This window comes from Peribacillus sp. NPDC097224 (genome assembly GCF_044761985.1).
In the GTDB taxonomy this organism is placed as follows: Bacteria; Bacillota; Bacilli; order Bacillales; family DSM-1321; genus Peribacillus.
Map to the genome: position 1 here is coordinate 105,947 of NZ_JBIWDK010000005.1, position 17,722 is coordinate 123,668.

Annotated in this window: 17 protein-coding genes; all 17 read right to left on the reverse strand. The window is 41.8% G+C overall.

The window, feature by feature from the left end:
* Positions 1 to 32: 32 nt before the first annotated feature.
* Positions 33 to 1,442: an ATP-dependent protease ATPase subunit HslU gene (gene hslU / locus ACIQXR_RS11690; protein ID WP_402868319.1), complete on the reverse strand. Its 1,410-nt coding sequence runs from the start codon at positions 1,440 to 1,442 to the stop codon at positions 33 to 35.
* 13 nt (positions 1,443 to 1,455) lie between these two features.
* Positions 1,456 to 1,983: an HslVU peptidase proteolytic subunit gene (gene hslV, locus ACIQXR_RS11695; RefSeq protein WP_402868317.1), complete on the reverse strand. Its 528-nt coding sequence runs from the start codon at positions 1,981 to 1,983 to the stop codon at positions 1,456 to 1,458.
* Positions 1,984 to 2,003: 20 nt separating this feature from the next.
* Positions 2,004 to 2,906 carry a tyrosine recombinase XerC gene (gene xerC, locus ACIQXR_RS11700; protein ID WP_402868315.1) on the reverse strand — a complete coding sequence of 301 codons (903 nt, stop codon included), beginning with the start codon at positions 2,904 to 2,906 and terminating at the stop codon, positions 2,004 to 2,006.
* A gap of 60 nt (positions 2,907 to 2,966) precedes the next feature.
* The gene (gene trmFO / locus ACIQXR_RS11705; RefSeq protein ID WP_402868313.1) at positions 2,967 to 4,289 is read right to left on the reverse strand and encodes an FADH(2)-oxidizing methylenetetrahydrofolate--tRNA-(uracil(54)-C(5))-methyltransferase TrmFO; all 1,323 of its coding nucleotides are present in this window, start codon (positions 4,287 to 4,289) and stop codon (positions 2,967 to 2,969) included.
* Between the two features lie 399 nt (positions 4,290 to 4,688).
* On the reverse strand, positions 4,689 to 6,764 hold the full coding sequence (topA, locus tag ACIQXR_RS11710) for a type I DNA topoisomerase (protein WP_402868312.1): 2,076 nt from the start codon (positions 6,762 to 6,764) through the stop codon (positions 4,689 to 4,691).
* A 265-nt stretch (positions 6,765 to 7,029) separates the two neighbouring features.
* Entirely contained in the window at positions 7,030 to 7,896 is an 867-nt protein-coding gene (gene dprA / locus ACIQXR_RS11715; protein WP_402868310.1) for a DNA-processing protein DprA, read from the reverse strand.
* A gap of 144 nt (positions 7,897 to 8,040) precedes the next feature.
* The gene (gene sucD, locus ACIQXR_RS11720; protein WP_402868308.1) at positions 8,041 to 8,943 is read right to left on the reverse strand and encodes a succinate--CoA ligase subunit alpha; all 903 of its coding nucleotides are present in this window, start codon (positions 8,941 to 8,943) and stop codon (positions 8,041 to 8,043) included.
* Between the two features lie 18 nt (positions 8,944 to 8,961).
* Entirely contained in the window at positions 8,962 to 10,122 is a 1,161-nt protein-coding gene (sucC, locus tag ACIQXR_RS11725; protein WP_402868307.1) for an ADP-forming succinate--CoA ligase subunit beta, read from the reverse strand.
* A gap of 452 nt (positions 10,123 to 10,574) precedes the next feature.
* Positions 10,575 to 10,847 carry an EscU/YscU/HrcU family type III secretion system export apparatus switch protein gene (locus ACIQXR_RS11730; RefSeq protein ID WP_402868305.1) on the reverse strand — a complete coding sequence of 91 codons (273 nt, stop codon included), beginning with the start codon at positions 10,845 to 10,847 and terminating at the stop codon, positions 10,575 to 10,577.
* A complete protein-coding gene (locus ACIQXR_RS11735) occupies positions 10,844 to 12,970 on the reverse strand; it encodes a hypothetical protein (RefSeq protein ID WP_402868304.1) in 2,127 nt (708 codons plus the stop codon). The genes ACIQXR_RS11730 and ACIQXR_RS11735 overlap by 4 nt, the downstream gene beginning before the upstream one ends.
* A gap of 21 nt (positions 12,971 to 12,991) precedes the next feature.
* A complete protein-coding gene (locus ACIQXR_RS11740; RefSeq protein ID WP_402868303.1) occupies positions 12,992 to 13,759 on the reverse strand; it encodes a ribonuclease HII in 768 nt (255 codons plus the stop codon).
* Between the two features lie 174 nt (positions 13,760 to 13,933).
* Entirely contained in the window at positions 13,934 to 14,806 is an 873-nt protein-coding gene (gene ylqF / locus ACIQXR_RS11745; protein WP_402868300.1) for a ribosome biogenesis GTPase YlqF, read from the reverse strand.
* Positions 14,807 to 14,823: 17 nt separating this feature from the next.
* On the reverse strand, positions 14,824 to 15,378 hold the full coding sequence (gene lepB, locus ACIQXR_RS11750; protein ID WP_402868298.1) for a signal peptidase I: 555 nt from the start codon (positions 15,376 to 15,378) through the stop codon (positions 14,824 to 14,826).
* Positions 15,379 to 15,588: 210 nt separating this feature from the next.
* Positions 15,589 to 15,936: a 50S ribosomal protein L19 gene (gene rplS / locus ACIQXR_RS11755; protein ID WP_402868296.1), complete on the reverse strand. Its 348-nt coding sequence runs from the start codon at positions 15,934 to 15,936 to the stop codon at positions 15,589 to 15,591.
* 131 nt (positions 15,937 to 16,067) lie between these two features.
* Positions 16,068 to 16,802, reverse strand: coding sequence for a tRNA (guanosine(37)-N1)-methyltransferase TrmD (trmD, locus tag ACIQXR_RS11760; protein ID WP_402868294.1), 735 nt, complete (start codon positions 16,800 to 16,802; stop codon positions 16,068 to 16,070).
* Positions 16,802 to 17,320, reverse strand: coding sequence for a ribosome maturation factor RimM (gene rimM, locus ACIQXR_RS11765; protein WP_402868292.1), 519 nt, complete (start codon positions 17,318 to 17,320; stop codon positions 16,802 to 16,804). The genes trmD and rimM overlap by 1 nt, the downstream gene beginning before the upstream one ends.
* A gap of 10 nt (positions 17,321 to 17,330) precedes the next feature.
* Positions 17,331 to 17,717 (reverse strand): YlqD family protein, encoded by a 387-nt coding sequence (locus ACIQXR_RS11770; RefSeq protein ID WP_402868290.1) that lies wholly within the window; start codon positions 17,715 to 17,717, stop codon positions 17,331 to 17,333.
* Positions 17,718 to 17,722: the final 5 nt, after the last annotated feature.

Sequence of the window (17,722 nt, forward strand, 5' to 3'; positions counted from 1 at the left end):
GCTTAGGCAATGAATATTGCCGCTGGTTCATTCTAAAGGATAAACTGGCTTAAGTCTTTATTACGGGCAATCGAGCCCAGCTTATCTTCGACATATTGAGGAGTGATTGTAATCTTCTCCATCGTAATGTCAGGAGCTTCGAAAGATAAGTCCTCTAGAAGACGCTCCAGGATTGTATGAAGGCGCCTTGCCCCAATATTATCTGTGTTTTGATTAACCTCGAAAGCCACTTCTGCTATCTTACTTACAGCTTCGTCAGAAAATTCAATTTCTATACCTTCTGTTTCTAATAAAGCTACATATTGCTTTAACAGGGCATTATCCGGCTCGTGTAAAATTTTCACAAAGTCTTCGACGGTCAATTTGTTTAATTCCACACGGATTGGAAAACGGCCCTGCAGCTCAGGAATAAGATCCGAGGGTTTAGCCGTATGGAAAGCCCCTGCTGCAATGAAGAGTACATGATCGGTTTTAACGGATCCGTATTTTGTTACAACTGTAGACCCTTCAACAATTGGAAGGATATCCCGTTGTACACCTTCTCTTGAAACGTCCGCTGAAGAACTTCCCGACTGTTTGCTAGCGATCTTATCAATTTCATCGATGAATATTATCCCATTTTGCTCTGCACCGTATACAGCATCCGATGTTACTTCATCCATGTCGATTAATTTTGCCGCTTCCTCATTGGTCAAGACAACTCGTGCTTCGCTTACTTTCAATTTACGCTTTTTATTTTTCTTGGGCATCAAGCTTCCCAAGGCATCCTGCATATTCATCCCCATTTGTTCCATTCCCGAACCTTGTAGCATATCAAACATGGATGCGGCCTGTTCTTCCACCTCAACTGTAATCATTTCATTCTCTAACTCGCCTTTAGCCAGCTGATTGGCCACAAGCTTTCTTTTTTGCTGAAGGCTTAAATCTTCTGAGTTGTCACTCGAATCCTGTTCAGCTTGATTCGTTCCCCCTCCGAAAAATGCTTCGAGAGGGTTTTTGAAATTGCTCTGTTTTTTATTAGATGGCACTAATAAATCAATTAAACGGCGATTGGCATTTTCCTCTGCCCGTTCTCTGACACTAACCATCTTTTCTTCCTTCACGAGGCGGACGGAAGTCTCCACTAAATCACGCACCATGGATTCTACATCACGGCCGACATAACCGACTTCCGTAAATTTCGTTGCTTCCACTTTCACAAAAGGAGCACCAACCAATTTAGCCATTCTCCGAGCAATTTCTGTTTTCCCAACACCAGTCGGTCCAATCATTAATATGTTTTTCGGAACGACTTCATCACGAAGTTGTTCTGAGAGTAAAGAACGACGATATCGATTACGCAATGCTACCGCTACTGCACGTTTTGCTTCACTCTGTCCTACAATATATTGATCCAGTTTCTCTACGATTTGCCTCGGTGTTAAATTAGTTTTCTTTGACATTGTGCGCTCCTCCTTACAACTCTTCCACGATTATATTCGTATTTGTAAATACACAAATTTCCGCTGCAATTTGTAAAGATGATTGGGCTATTTCCCTTGCCGATAGGTTTTCACTAGAAAAACGCTTTAAAGCCCTGCCTGCAGCTAGAGCATAATTTCCACCAGATCCTATGGCTAGAATCCCGTCGTCAGGTTCAATTACTTCTCCAGTACCGGAAACGAGAAGCAAATCTTGTTTATTCATGACAATTAACATTGCTTCCAGCTTTCTAAGCACATTATCACTCCGCCATTGCTTCGCCATTTCGACGGCTGCACGTTGAAGATTCCCATTGTATTCCTCAAGCTTGGCTTCAAACATTTCGAAAAGAGTGAATGCGTCTGCAACAGAACCTGCAAAACCTGCCAGGACATTCCCGTTAAAGATTTTCCTCACTTTTCTTGCCGTATGCTTCATCACTACTGAATTCCCTAAAGTAACCTGCCCATCACCGGACATGGCACATTCTCCTTTATGATGCACTGCAAATATCGTTGTCATAAAGTGTCCCCTTTCAACTTTTATGCCCGCGGATGTGATGCATTGTAGACTTTTTTTAATTGGTCCTTTGTTACATGCGTATACACTTGCGTAGATGAAATTTTTGAATGTCCAAGCAGTTCCTGAACCGTACGTATATCTGCTCCGTTATTTAAAAGGTGAGTGGCAAATGAATGCCTCAACATATGGGGATGCAGATTTCCATCAGCGGCCGACTTTTTAATCAATTCATTTAATATATAACGGACCCCCCTAGGTGTAAGGGGTTCTCCGCGAAAGTTAACAAATAAATAAGCATGCGCCTTAGCGTCAGACGATGTCATTTCCATCCTGGCTGTACGTATGTATAAATCTATCGCTTCCTGAGCATAACTGCCAACCGGGACATACCGATCTTTCTTCCCTTTTCCATGGATCAGTACGGTTCCAAGCGAGAGATCGATATCCTGTACTTTGATTTCACAGCACTCACTTACGCGAATGCCAGTAGCATACAGTAATTCCAGTAATGCAACGTTTCTGATTTCAATTGGGGTATCTTTCTTTAAAGAAGAAAACAACTGATTGACTTCTTCCTCATACAGAAAGCGAGGCAATCTCTGTTCCTTTTTGGGTAAAGATGCAAGGGAAAAAGGATTATCCTTGACTTCCCCTTCCCTCATTAGAAATTTATAAAAACTACGCAAACAAGATGTTTTTCTTGCTACAGTCCTCTTTGAAAGTTGTTTCTCATATAAATTCGTCAAATATAGCCGGACATCCATATATTCGACTGACGCGACATCGGTAATCCGTTGTTCGTTCAGGAATAAGAAAAATTCGTGAATATCCCGCTTGTAATTTTCAATCGTGTAGTGTGAACTATTTTTTTCTATTTGTAGATATTCAATGAAGGAAGATAACGCCTTATTTTGATTGATCATAGAAACACCTCGCAAAGGCTTATAAATAGTATCATACTTTAAAACAGCAGGCAAATGATTTTACAAACTTTTCACAAAGTTCTGAATTGTGTCTAAAGCGCGATTTGCATGTGCCTCATTTCGTTCCTTTTTCGACTTGATTCTGATTTCTAAATCTGGGAGGAGACCAAAATTCGCATTCATCGGCTGGAAGCTCTTCCCGTTAGTGGACGTAATATACCTTGCCATGCTCCCCATTGTCGTTTCAGCAGGGAAAACGATTGGTTCCATCCCTTGAACCAGTCTTGCTGCATTAATTCCGGCGACCAGTCCTGATGCGGCAGACTCCACATACCCTTCCACACCCGTCATCTGGCCGGCAAAGAATAAATCTTCCCGGTTTTTGAATTGATAGGTCGGCTTTAACACATTCGGAGAGTTGATGAATGTATTGCGGTGCATCACTCCATAACGGACAATTTCAGCATTCTCTAATCCTGGAATCAGCTGAAGTACCTCTTTTTGAGGTCCCCATTTTAAATGTGTCTGAAAACCAACAATGTTATAAAGGGTTCCAGCTGCATCATCTTGACGAAGTTGAACGACAGCAAATGGTCGTTTACCCGTTTTTGGATCTTCCAATCCAACCGGCTTCAACGGTCCGAATAGCATCGTCTTTTTCCCACGAGATGCCATTACTTCTATTGGCATGCACCCTTCGAAGAAGATTTCTTTTTCAAATTCCTTAAGTGGCACAGTTTCTGCAGAAATCAGCGCTTCATAAAACCGATCGAATTCTTCTTCGGTCATCGGACAGTTCAAGTAAGCAGCCTCCCCTTTATCATAGCGGGACTTTAAATAGACTTTATCCATATTGATGCTTTCTTTTTCAAGAATTGGAGCTGCAGCATCATAGAAATATAAATATTCTTCATCCATAATTTGCTTCAAGCTATCCGATAAAGATTGGCTAGTCAATGGACCCGTAGCTATGACGGTTGGACCCTCAGGAATCTCTGTCACTTCTTCATGGAACACGGTCACATTTGGGTGATTTTTCACCCTCTCCGTTACAAGGTCAGCAAATTCGTGACGATCGACGGCTAATGCACCACCAGCAGGAACAGCACAAGTATCTGCTGCGGAAATAATAACGGAATCCAATGTTCGCATCTCTTCTTTTAAAACACCTACAGCATTTGTTAACGTATTTGCCCGAAGTGAATTGGAACAAACAAGTTCAGCGAATTTATCGGTATGGTGTGCAGGCGTTTGCTTAACCGGACGCATTTCGTACAAATCAACTTTTATTCCTCTTTTAGCTAATTGCCAAGCAGCTTCACTTCCTGCAAGCCCAGCACCAATTACACTTACTTTTGCTTCTTTCATATTTCGAACCTCCATGTATAGATATGATAAAACAGGAAGATTTATCATCAAAATTGTTTTTTACAAAATCTTCATTTTAACGATATGTTTATATGTATACCCCATCTTGCACATTCCTGCTGATGCACTTTTTAAGTATGTCTATTTGGATAAATGCCTTAAGTCGTGTTCTTACAGAAACAATAACTGGACACAAAGAGGAATTATAACTTTAAATGAAGGCACTTGTCCACTGAATTTTACAATACTTGAGCAAAATTAAAAAGTTTCATGCCTTTCCAATATATTCTGCGAGGAACATCATTCTCTTTATCATGATATCATACCTTACCTAATATGAAGAAACTCAGCTCTACCCGAGTCAGTCCTTTTTTGGTGAACATGAAAAAGGTGGGCATGATTGCCCACCTTTCCTTAAGCTTGAGGTACCTCTTTGAAATCACAGTCCATACATTGTACTTGTACGCCTTTTTTTAGTTTTTTCTCAACAAGGGTCCCTTCACATTTTGGACAATTACGCGGCAATGGCTTATCCCATGAAATGAAATCACACCCTGGATACGTATCGCATCCATAAAACAGGCGGCGTTTTTTACTTTTCCGCTCGATGATGTTTCCTTCTTTACATTTTGGGCACTTCACACCGATTTCCTTGACGATTGGTTTCGTGTTACGGCAGTCAGGAAAATTGCTGCATGCCATGAATTTTCCGTATCTCCCCATTTTGAAGACCATTCCATGACCGCATTCTTCACAATCCTCGCCAGCAGGTTCATCTTTAATTTCAATCTTTTCCATCTCGGCTTCTGCCTTGGCCAAATCAACAGCAAAATCCTTGTAGAAGTCATCAATGACATTAACCCATTCAACACTTCCAGCCTCTACACCATCAAACTCCTGTTCCATCTTGGCTGTGAATTCAGCATCCAGGATATATGGGAAGAATTCGCGAATTAGTTCAAGGACTATTTCACCAAGTTCGGTCGGGATAAATCGTTTGTTATCAAGCGTGACGTAACCCCTTTTTTGTATCGTATCCAAAGTAGGGGCATAAGTGGATGGCCGACCTATGCCTAATTCTTCCAGCGTTTTAACAAGGCGTGCCTCTGTATAGCGGGGCGGCGGTTGCGTGAAATGCTGCTTAGGCTCAACATCTTTTGAAAAGAATTGATCACCTTTTTTCACATCAGGAAGGGTATTCTCCTTTTCCTCCACCGAGTCATCCGTTCCTTCAACATAGACCTTCATAAAACCAGGAAATTTAACTTTTGATCCATTTGCTCTGAATATGACATCTCCGTTATGTAAGTCGATGCTCATTGTATCCATAACAGCAGAAGACATTTGACTTGAAACGAAACGTTCCCAGATCAATTTATATAAACGGAATTGGTCTCTGGATAAAAATTCTTTCACTAAACCTGGTTCCCGCAGTGTGCTAGTCGGTCTCACTGCTTCATGGGCATCCTGGGCATTTGTCTGTTTTTTCTCTTTACGCTGTTCCGTCTGCACATACTCTTCACCATAACTAGTTGAGATGAAGTTATGCGCTTCGAGCTTAGCCACATCGGAAATCCGGGTTGAATCCGTTCTCATGTAAGTAATCAGTCCGACTGTTCCTTCTTTTCCTAGCTCAATTCCTTCGTAAAGCTGCTGGGCAAGCATCATCGTTTTCTTGGCCCTGAAATTCAATTTACGCGCAGCTTCCTGTTGTAGGGAAGAAGTTGTGAATGGTGCAGCTGGATTACGTTTTCTTTCCTTTTTCGTCACGGTACCGATTGTAAATTCCCCACCGCTCAAAGAATCCAGAACCTTCTTCACGTCTTCTTCCGTATTCAATTCAGTACGTTCTCCCGCAAGGCTGAAAAAGGAACCCTCAAACTGTTCTTTTCCTTTTACAAAATCGGCCTTGATTGTCCAATACTCTTCAGGAACGAAGTCTTTGATTTCTTTTTCACGATCTATGATCATTCGGACTGCAACTGATTGAACCCGTCCGGCACTCAAGCCTTTTTTCACTTTTTTCCACAATAGAGGGGAAATATTGTACCCGACCAAACGATCCAATATCCTCCTTGCCTGCTGGGCATCAACCAATTGCATATTAATCGGTCTCGGAGATTTAAATGATTCTTTGATTGCTTCTTTCGTAATCTCATTGAATACGACACGGCAATCCGAGTTTATGTCGACGTCGAGGCTATGCGCTAAATGCCAGGCAATCGCTTCACCTTCTCTGTCGGGGTCAGCTGCGAGATAGATTTTTTTTGCTTTTTTTGCTGCTGTTTTCAATTCTTTTAAAACCGGGCCTTTGCCGCGGATTGTTATATATTTAGGTTCATAGCCATGTTCAACATCGACACCCGTTTGACTTTTAGGTAGATCGCGTACATGACCCATGGAAGCTTTAACTTTATATTTCTTTCCTAAGTATCGCTCTATCGTCTTTGCTTTTGCGGGCGATTCCACAATCACTAAGTAATCTGACATCCAATAAATCCTCCTCAAAGAGGTAATATAAATCTTCACTATTATTAATCATTCAAAAATCATTTGTCAACACCTCTTTACTTTTCCAATCCCGCTGATTCATCAGGATTTAGATATTTTGACAAGAGGTGCCTGTTGCAAAACTTATAACAGTTTTACAATTTTTTCAACCTTTTTGTCTAATATTTTATTCTATTCACCTAAAAAAGCACCTTTTTCGACAAAAATTGGAGGTTTCACCGTATATCTTCTATATTATATTGTTTTAATATTCCTCCTCAATCTGTTCAGCTGTCAAAACTAATTTAGCTCCCTCTTGAATTAATTGATTAGTCCCCATTGATTCAAGACTGGTTATATTACCAGGAAGTGCAAATACGTCCCTTCCCTGGTCAAGTGCAGCCTGCGCTGTGATAAGCGAACCACTTCTCTGCTTTGCCTCTACCACGAAAATCCCCTGCGATAAACCACTGATGATTCTATTGCGGAGAGGGAACATCCAAGGTTCCGATCTCCTAGTCGGAGGGGTTTCCGAAAGAAGCAATCCCTTATCGATGATCACCCTTGCGAGTGGAATATTGATTTTCGGATAAATGTGCATTAATCCCCCTCCTAAAACCCCTATCGTATGTCCACCTTCGTTCAACGTGATTTTATGGGCAATCGCGTCAATTCCAACTGCCACTCCACTAATAATCACGAATTTTCTCTTTACGAGTGGCGTTAAAATCGTTTTTAAGGCCTCTAACCCGTACGAGGTTGGATTCCGTGTACCAACGACACCTATGGTATTCTTCTTAGCTAAAAGCTGTTTATTGCCTTTTAAATAAAGCACCCAGGGGGGATCGAAAATTTGTCTTAATAGATATGGATAGTCTTCATCAAAAATCGTCATACAGTGGATTTGATTATTTTCATATTGTTTCAGTTTTTCAATCGTATTGTAAGAATGCAAGTCTGCGAGAAAGAGTTGGAGTTTGTCGTTCGGGATGGTGAGAATTTCTTTCCATTCAGCATACGATTTTGTAAAGAGGGTGGTGAGGGATGGGTCTGCAGCCAAGATCATTTTTATCGTTTTCCAGCCTGCACCACGACAATGATGAAGGTGGATTAGCTTTTCATTTCTGTTCAATTTGGAAGCACTCCTTTGAGGATTATTCAAAAGCAGGGGATGGTCGTATGGTTTGTCAAACGAAGATGTCATGGATACTTTCGAAGGGTACTTACTATAGAAGTGAAATAAAGGCCGACCAATATCAGGTCGGCCCATCTCTTATTAATGCGTTTTACAAGGTTCGTACATGCCTTTTTCTTTTAAGACGGATATCAAGGTTTCTCCCATGACCGATGGTGTTTCAGCAACTTTAATTCCACATTCATTCATGACGCGGATTTTTTCATCGGCTGTTCCTTTTCCTCCTGAAATAATTGCACCAGCATGTCCCATACGTTTTCCAGCTGGAGCCGTACGTCCTCCAATGAATCCAACAACCGGTTTCGTCATATTTTCCTTAACCCAAATGGCCGCTTCTTCTTCTGCTGTGCCACCGATTTCCCCTATCATGATTACCGCATGGGTTTCTGGATCTTCATTGAACGCTTTAAGCACATCAATGAAATCAGTCCCATTAACAGGGTCCCCACCAATGCCGACAGCTGATGATTGCCCAATGCCTTCTTGTGATAATTGATGTACGGCTTCATAAGTCAGAGTACCTGAGCGAGAAACCACGCCAATATGGCCTTTTTTGTGGATATAGCCAGGCATTATCCCGATTTTGCATTCTTCCGGGGTAATCACACCCGGACAGTTAGGTCCAATTAAGCGTGTTTTTTTGCCTTCCATATACCGCTTGACCTTAACCATATCAAGGACTGGAATATGCTCGGTAATACAGATGACGAGATCAATCTCCGCGTCAACCGCTTCTAGAATTGCATCTGCTGCAAATGGAGCTGGTACATAGATAACCGATGCATTCGCCCCTGTTTCAGTGACAGCTTCGGAAACTGTATTATATACAGGTACCCCTTCCGCTTCTGTTCCACCTTTACCCGGAGTGACCCCTGCAACGATTTTCGTACCGTATTCTAACATCTGTTTTGTATGAAATAATGCTGTTGAGCCAGTGATTCCCTGAACGATCACTTTCGTATCTTTATTAATATAAACGCTCATTATGTTCCCCCCTGCCTATTATCCTACAAGTGATACTATTTTTTGCGCTCCGTCTGCCATGGATTCAGCAGCGGTGATATTTAGACCAGAATCTTTCAAAATCCTTTTCCCTAAATCGACATTCGTTCCTTCTAAGCGAACAACGAGTGGAACATCCAGGCCTAGCTCTTTTGCAGCAGCTACGACGCCTGTCGCGATGATGTCACATTTCATGATTCCTCCGAAGATATTGACAAAGATGCCCTTTACTTTTTCATCGGACAGGATGATTTTGAAAGCCTCTTTCACCTTTTCCTCTGTAGCGCCGCCCCCGACGTCAAGGAAATTGGCTGGGTCGCCCATATAGTGTTTAATGATGTCCATTGTTGCCATTGCAAGCCCGGCGCCATTAACCATACAGCCAATATTTCCGTCAAGCGATATGTAACTAAGACCATGTTTTGATGCTTCAATTTCTTTAGCATCTTCTTCATCCAAATCACGGTACTCTGAAATATCTTTCTGACGGTATATTGCATTGTCATCAAAATTCAATTTAGCATCCAAGGCCATTACATTGCCATCCCCCGTCACGACTAACGGATTGATTTCGGCAATCGAACAATCTTTTTCTACGAATGCTGTATATAAGTTGATCATCAATTTAGATGCTTTATTTATTAATGGAGCTGGAATATTAATATTAAAAGCGATTCTACGTGCCTGGAAACCCGTTAAACCGACCACAGGGTCAATTACTTCCTTGAAGATTTTCTCGGGAGTTTTCTCAGCCACTTCTTCGATTTCCGTTCCTCCTTCTTCGGAGGCCATCAATACTACACTGTTCGTTGCACGGTCCAAGACCAGACCAATGTAATATTCCTTGGTGATATCGCAGCCTTCCTCGATAAGTAAACGCTTCACTTCTTTACCTGCAGGCCCTGTTTGATGGGTCACCAACGTTTTACCAAGAATCTCTTCTGCATATGTACGCGCTTCATCAAGATTCTTCGCAACCTTAACTCCGCCGGCTTTTCCGCGGCCACCCGCATGGATTTGAGCTTTGACGACAACAACATCTGTACCTAACTCCTTCGCCGCTTCAACTGCTTCATCAACAGTAAAGGCAACTCGGCCATTTGGAACAGATACCCCGTATTGTCTCAAAATCTCTTTCCCCTGATACTCATGGATATTCATTTCCCATCCTCCTTATCTACTAAAAAACAAAAACTGAAATTTGGTGCGTGTTTTCTCTACCATATTACAACAAAATTCTCCTTCATGCATAATTTTCTTTATCGACTATGAAAAATAATTATTACAATATACCTAATTATCCTTCTATTATATGGAAGAAAATACATTATTCATTCATAGGCTCATTTTCAGGATAATCATTTTACACCTACAGACTTTTTTAATTAAACACCTTATTTAAAGCCATTTTTTAGGAATTTCTTTGCTTCACTTTTATAAGATTTGCACCCTGATTTATTTTTTTGGACAAAAAAAATAAAAGCACGAAGCTTCTGCTTCATCCTTTTATCATTAGTTTACTATGTTTTTAATATAATGATTTTTTTCAGTACTTTTTATGGTTTCCTTCACAATCCGACCATTTTTTTAACCTGCCGAATAAAAATAGGGTTTTAACTTTTAGCATTCCGGTCCACCTTATAAACAAAAGCGAATACTTCGGCAACAGCTCCATATAATTCTTCCGGTATCGTTTGATTAATATCAAGCTGACCCAAAAGTTCCGTTAACGTTTCGTCCTTCTGTACAGGAATATTCAGTTCCTCTGCCTTTACCAGGATATTCTCTGCCGTCTTGCCTCTTCCCTTAGCCAACAAGACAGGTGCCTGCGATGACTTTGCATCATACTTTAAGGCAATCGCTTCTTTCCGTTTTTCCTGTTTCATATCCGAATGTCCACCCCACTATAAGTTCCTGTCTCTGAAAAAGGAACAGTAGTCTGCCTCACACCCGTATTTCTTGTGCGTGTTGTGTCCTGAAATAAAACTCCTGATAACTTGTAATCCATCAATCGCAAATTATCCTTCAACACGTCCAGATAATTACTCGCCGCAGTTTCAATTGTTTGATTCTGCTCGTTAATGATAGTCACGTTGATGACGCGGTTTTGGATTTGCATGTCAATGATGGTTTCGTTAAGGTTCTCTAACTCTAAATAAAACAGGATACGACAGTAATCAGGATCGATCTTTCCATCCTTTGTTTTCCTTCCACTCCATTGCAACGTTAAATCCGTTTGGAACGAACCTAAGTTGAGAGGAAGGGTGAGCAATAAATTTTGCATGGGTCCGTTATCCTGTGAAAGAACCTGCTGAGCAGTGAGCCGATTCACTATTTGTTCAGCCATGTCTTTAAGTGCTGGTGGATGCTGCTCATTCAACAATTTTAGGAGTAAAGGCTTGAGAGTTTCTAACTCCTCTGATAGCGCTTCCGATTCGCCTCCCGATAGATTAGCAAGAACATGCTCCAGTTGAAGCCCAAGCATCTTGGTCCATTCTTTCAGTTGTTGGGCTACAGCTGTTCCATTTGTAAAATCATTTGGTTGAAAACCTTCATCTATTAAATGGCTCAGCACTAGTTTCTCGGGATTGATAGCAGTAGAGGGAGTTTCTGGAACTTGCTTAAAAGCCTGAAGTAGAAGATCCCCCACTTTCCCCTTCGACTCACCAACTTGCCCTACATCCTTATTTATTTGACTCAATAATTCATCGACTTCTAGATCGACCGGGGTGATTTTACGATTGGCAGACACCTCGGAAAAAGCACGTTCAAGTAAATGTGAAGTAAGATTAAGGACTTCTTTTGTAAACACTGGAATTTGCCGGACCGTCTGTTGCATCCCCTGCCATTGGGTATCAGCCTTAGAGCTCTTTAATGATTCTGAGATTAACTCCGGTCCTTCATTTCCGCTTTGGATTCCATTCCGTTGAATCATAGGGATAGTCCCTGGTTCCCTTGCCGAGGAGCCTTTCCCAAAAGCACGTTCAAGCAGGTTTAGATTAAGTCCAGACCTTTCATCGGTTGCGATGCTTTTATACGGTATTACATCTTTTACATCTGAAGATGCCGTCGCTCCTATATCCGAACTCCCCCATAGTTTAATAAGGTTAGATTCCATATTCCTTTGTCCAAGCGTTCCATTTGCTAGTGTTTGCAGTCCTTGCTGTAGTTTATTAGCCGTTGGGGTCTTCATGGGTTCCGGCGCCCGCACCGATTCAGCAACTATTCTTCTCAGTAATTCCGTTTCAGTTATCCCACTTGGAATGAAACCAGTCTTTTGAAGCAAGGAAAAGGCTCCTGATTTCATATCTGGTGTCGACTTGGAATCAAGCCAAGTTGCAATAAGTCTGTGCAAACCAGTTTGTTGCAATTGTTCTTGTTTAGTAATATGTAGGGACTCCAATACGGCTTTTAGCTGCACCAGCGTCTTTGTGTCAGATCCGCTTTCCTGTAATTGTTGTTGCAGACCACTTAGTAACTTATGAAAAGGTTCACCTTTTGCTAGTTCGGCCAATGCAAAAAATACCTCCTTAACAAAAGGTAGCTGCTGCGTAACCATCGTTTTAATAACGGAAAGTCCCGATTCAGTTGTACTTGCCGCTTTAACCCATTGCAATGCTGATGAGAAGAAATCTTTGGTGATGGGGAATTGATTTCTCAGTAAAAACTCGGCAAGCTTTGCAGACTCTGGTTCCGACTTAACACCAAGGTAAACAAGTAGCTGTGCCGCTGCTTCTTTTGTATTCGAGAGGTTCACATTCGGGGAATCAAGTACTTTCAAAACCACCTGTCCCTCATTTGGCTGCACTTGAAGCCAATATCTTTCCCCAACCTGTAGCGGGACGTCCAGGTGCGCAATCATTTTTTGTTGACCAATCTGCACTTCAGCCGTTTGGTTCGGAAAAATCTTATTCACTTTTCCGAAAAGAATTTGCCCACTCTTTAGATTCGTGCTTCCTTGTATCTCAACGGGTGTAGAAACAGACTGACCATTTGTTATTGATTGCATCCCCTCATCCTCCTTTAATCCTTATTTCCTTGCCGCAATTTCCTTTACAGGTGCGAAACTTCTTCTGTGCCATGGTGTAAGCCCATGCTTATCGAGAGCTTCGAGGTGTTGGCTCGTACCATAGCCCATATGCTTTTCAAATCCATACTCCGGGTACTTTACCCCATATTCCTTCATCATCCTGTCACGTGTCACTTTAGCGACGATTGAAGCCGCAGATATGGTAATACTTCTAGCATCTCCTTTTATTAGCGAGAGCTGAGGAATGGGCATATCCAGTTCCATTGCATCAATCAATAAATGATCCGGCAATTCCGAAAGATTGTTCACCGCTGCCATCATGGCCTTTTTCGTAGCCTGATATATATTGATTTCGTCGATTTCTTCGCTATGTACAATGCCTATCCCAATTGATATAGCCTCTTTATGAATCGCCTCATAAAATTGTTCCCTTTTGGACTCGGAAATTTTTTTCGAATCATTTAGCCCAGGCAAATAGAAAGTCTCTGGTAAAATAACCGCACTTGTCACTACCGGACCAGCCAAGGGCCCTCTTCCTACTTCATCTATACCGGCAAGAACCGAAAACCCTTGTTGGCGCAGCTCTCGCTCAAACTCTGACATTTTTAAGAAGGTATCCCTGATTTGTTGAGCTTTTTCGTAGGATTTGTTCCATTTGCCGATTAAATCGGCGACTCCCTTGCGAGCATCCTCCCGGCATTCTTGCAAAAAAGGATCTTCCGGATTACTTATGGATTTTAATCTTGAAGAAATTTCGTTAATATTCATGGCTGTTTTCATTTTTATCACCCATCATTATAAGTATCGGCAGAAATGTTACATTCCTATAGTTCCATCAAAAATACGGAGCGGAAAAGAGACATCATTTAGGTTAAAACAACCTTCGATGCCTAAAGTCCCGCTCCGTGTTTATTCTCTTGTACAGCTTCGCCCAGACAGAGGTTAGTCGGGCGTGTTTTCTTGATCCTCTTTAGGCGGTAGCTCGAATGTGAGCGGGCCCATCTTTTCAGAACGGATCTCACGAACGACCAGTTCTGCGGTCTTATCATAATCGATATACCCTCCAGAGGCTATACATCCTCTGAACTTCCCAACTGCATCGAAAAGTTCCAGCGTTTCTTGTGGGATAACATCAAGATTATATCGTGATTTCAACCGATCTGGATATTCTTTTTCCAAGAAGCGAAGACCATAGAGAGAGACTTCGTGCAAGTTTAAAATCGTATCCTTGATTGCTCCTGTCAAGGCCAGTCTTAAACCGACTTCCTGATCCTCGAATTTAGGCCACAGAATCCCCGGTGTATCTAAAAGTTCGAGTTCCTTACCGAACTTTATCCATTGCTGGGCCTTCGTCACACCAGGCGTGTTGCCCGTTTTGGCAATGTTCTTCCTAGCAAGCCGATTGATCAGCGTCGATTTCCCGACATTCGGAATCCCGACGATCATCGCACGAATCGCACGCGGCTTGATTCCTCTTGACTCCATCCGATCATACTTCTCTTTCAAGAGCATTTTAGAAGTCGTCGTAATCTGATGCAGACCATTTCCCGCCTGTGAGTTAATAGCAATTGCCGTTTTACCTTGTGATTTATAATAATCAAGCCACTGATTGGTTTTTACCGGATCAGCCATATCGGCTTTATTCAACAAGATAAGCCTTGGTTTATGCTGGATAATCTCATCTATCATCGGATTCCGTGAAGATGCCGGGATACGTGCATCCACAAGTTCAAATATGATGTCCACCAGTTTTAATTTTTCTGTTACTTCCCGTCTTGCTTTGGCCATATGGCCAGGGAACCACTGTATTGTCAATGGAATCCACCTTTCTACTATTCCACCAATCGAAAGTCTTTGATTGGCCAGTAAACTAATTTAGTTTTGCCTAACACTTCCCGGTACGAAACAACCCCGATATGGCGGCTGTCCTTGCTGAAGCGACGATTATCTCCCAAAACAAATAAATGTCCTTCAGGCACCGTTTCCTGTTCAATGATATCACTTAATGTAAAAGGTTCGGTCAATGGTCCACCATCAATCAATTGCTTTTTATATTCATCCAAATATGGTTCGCCATATGCTTTTCCATCCACATAAAGTATATCATCTTTATATTCCACCTTTTCACCGGGAAGACCGATGACCCGTTTAACGTAATCCTTGCCTTCCGGCGCTTTAAAGACGATGATGTCGAATCTTTTTGGTTCACCCACTGAATAAGAGAATTTATTAACGAGCATACGGTCTGTATCCTTCAAAGTCGGCATCATGGAAAAGCCGTCCACATAGATTGGGGCCAAAAGGAAATAACGAATAAGCGTTACTAAAATGACCGCAATTAGGGCTGCCTTTATCCATTCCCACAATTCATTTTTCTTTTTCGCCATCCTTACCACCCTTTTAGAAAAGCATATCATCTAATCATTTTAACATGTTACGGACGCTATAGCGAGCAGGTTTAGGACCCTCTCACTTCTTTTCCGGATGGTTTAATCGATAAAAAAAGGAGCCTGTTAAACAGGCTCCTTTTTTTGTATACGATTTGGTTTCGCACCTTATGTGGATCATGGTAAACCCGCATAGAGAGATTCGAAGAATTAACGACGAATTTCTTTAATACGTGCTTTTTTACCACGAAGTTCGCGTAGGTAATAAAGTTTCGCACGACGGACTTTACCGTGACGGATAACTTCTAATTTCGCAATTTTTGGTGTGTGAACAGGGAAAGCACGTTCTACTCCAACGCCGTAAGAAATCTTACGTACTGTGAAAGTTTCACTAACTCCGCCGCCACGACGTTTGATTACAACGCCTTCAAACAACTGAATACGTTCGCGAGTTCCTTCAATAACCTTAACGTGTACACGTACTGTGTCACCAGGTCTGAATGATGGAAGATCTGTGCGAAGTTGTTCTTTTGTAATTTCGTTAATAAGATTTTGCATGAATTCCAACTCCTCCTGGACGCTCTTGCAAATACTGAATTGTTTTGCAGCGGAACATCGATATAAGACCGGACTTTTGCCCAAGTCACAAGGTCTATCCTACCATACAATATGCATTGATGCAATAGCGATCATTCTTCTTTTTGAATCTCTGACAGCAATTTTTTCTCAAGATCGGAAAGTTCATAGCTTTCAAGCAAATCAGGTCGTCTCTGCCATGTTCTCCGTAATGATTCTTTCATCCGCCACTCATCTATTTTTTTATGATTTCCGGATATGAGTGGATCCGGGACTTTCATGCCCCGGAAATCTGCAGGTCTAGTGTAATGAGGGTGCTCTAATAAACCAGAAGAATAGGAATCAAGAATCGGGGAATCAACATTTCCAAGAACACCCGGCAACAAGCGGACAACACTATCTATAATGACCATGGCCCCCAATTCTCCACCTGTAAGTACATAGTCGCCTATTGATATCTCATCTGTGACGATATGCTCCCTGATACGCTCATCATATCCTTCATAATGGCCGCATACGAAAATGAGATGTTCTTCCTTTGCAAGTTCCTCTGCTTTTTTCTGCGTGTAGCGCTCCCCCTGCGGGCAAAGGAGTACTACCCTAGGTTTTAGGTCACCTTGGCCTTTGATCGCTTCTACAGCATCAAAAATGGGCTGTGCCTTCAACACCATGCCTGCCCCACCGCCATATGGGTAATCATCAACAGTTGAATGTTTATTATCTGCGTAATCGCGGAAATTGGTCACTCGATAGCTGACAGCCTGCTTTTCTGCCGCCTTTTTTAACATAGACGAACCAAGCACTCCTTCGAACATTTCTGGAAAAAGAGAAAGTACATCGATTTTCATCAGTCCAATAGTCCTTCCATCGGCGTGATGATAACCTTTTTCTCCGAGATGTCGACCTCTTTTACAATCTGATCGATATACGGTATTAGAACATCCTTACCTGCCGTCCTTTTAATGACCCAAACATCATTGGCACCTGGAGTCAATACCTCTACGATTTCTCCTATTTCCTCTTCTTCATCCGTGAAGACCTTACAGCCGATGATCTCGTGGAAGAAAAATTCCCCCTCATCCAGTTTGCCAAGCTGTGATTCCTTTATTCTCAAAATCCCGTTGCGGAAAGCTTCTACCTGACCGACGTTATAATAGTTTTCAAACGTCAATAGATTAAAGTTTTTATGAGTCCGGTGTGACCTGATTGTAAGCGGCAATGGTTTTTTCTCTGTTTCCCTGAACAAATACAGCGTATTGCCAACTTTGTACCGCTTCTCCGGGAAATCTGTTGATGAAATAACACGGACTTCTCCTAGAAGACCGTGCGTATTGACGATTTTACCTACATTAAACCAGTTTTCCATTCTTTCACCTCTAACGAATTTCCGAGACAATTCCATCTTTAATGACAATTGTCTTCGTTGTCATAAGATCGTCCCAATCTTCCCCGATTTCTACATCAATAATGCTTTGGACTTCCCGTTCCTTCAGTTCGCTTCCAATAGGAAGGATTTCCAACTGTTCCATTTGAAATTCAAGCAGTTTGATTTTTTCCTGCCTTTGGTTAATTTCTTTTTCAAAATGAGAACGAAGGCTGGCGGGCTGAAGGTTACGGGTCTTTTCAAGTTTTTTCAGTTCAAAACGAAGCTGTTCACTTTCTTTTTGAAGTTGTAGTCGTTTTGATTTGTACTTATCGAGGAGCTGATTCTTGCTGGATTCCGTTAATACTTGGTTAACGATTACGTTTTGGAGAATTTTCATTCCAG

Coding starts and splice junctions, on each gene's coding strand:
- hslU (WP_402868319.1), bottom strand. CDS start 1,442: ATGTCAAAGAAAACTAATTTAACACCGAGGCAAATCGTAGAGAAACTG.
- hslV (WP_402868317.1), bottom strand. CDS start 1,983: ATGACAACGATATTTGCAGTGCATCATAAAGGAGAATGTGCCATGTCC.
- xerC (WP_402868315.1), bottom strand. CDS start 2,906: ATGATCAATCAAAATAAGGCGTTATCTTCCTTCATTGAATATCTACAA.
- trmFO (WP_402868313.1), bottom strand. CDS start 4,289: ATGGAGGTTCGAAATATGAAAGAAGCAAAAGTAAGTGTAATTGGTGCT.
- topA (WP_402868312.1), bottom strand. CDS start 6,764: ATGTCAGATTACTTAGTGATTGTGGAATCGCCCGCAAAAGCAAAGACG.
- sucD (WP_402868308.1), bottom strand. CDS start 8,943: ATGAGCGTTTATATTAATAAAGATACGAAAGTGATCGTTCAGGGAATC.
- sucC (WP_402868307.1), bottom strand. CDS start 10,122: ATGAATATCCATGAGTATCAGGGGAAAGAGATTTTGAGACAATACGGG.
- ACIQXR_RS11730 (WP_402868305.1), bottom strand. CDS start 10,847: ATGAAACAGGAAAAACGGAAAGAAGCGATTGCCTTAAAGTATGATGCA.
- ACIQXR_RS11735 (WP_402868304.1), bottom strand. CDS start 12,970: ATGCAATCAATAACAAATGGTCAGTCTGTTTCTACACCCGTTGAGATA.
- ACIQXR_RS11740 (WP_402868303.1), bottom strand. CDS start 13,759: ATGAATATTAACGAAATTTCTTCAAGATTAAAATCCATAAGTAATCCG.
- lepB (WP_402868298.1), bottom strand. CDS start 15,378: ATGGCGAAAAAGAAAAATGAATTGTGGGAATGGATAAAGGCAGCCCTA.
- rplS (WP_402868296.1), bottom strand. CDS start 15,936: ATGCAAAATCTTATTAACGAAATTACAAAAGAACAACTTCGCACAGAT.
- trmD (WP_402868294.1), bottom strand. CDS start 16,802: ATGAAAATCGATGTACTTTCTCTTTTTCCAGAAATGTTCGAAGGAGTG.
- rimM (WP_402868292.1), bottom strand. CDS start 17,320: ATGGAAAACTGGTTTAATGTAGGTAAAATCGTCAATACGCACGGTCTT.
- ACIQXR_RS11770 (WP_402868290.1), bottom strand. CDS start 17,717: ATGAAAATTCTCCAAAACGTAATCGTTAACCAAGTATTAACGGAATCC.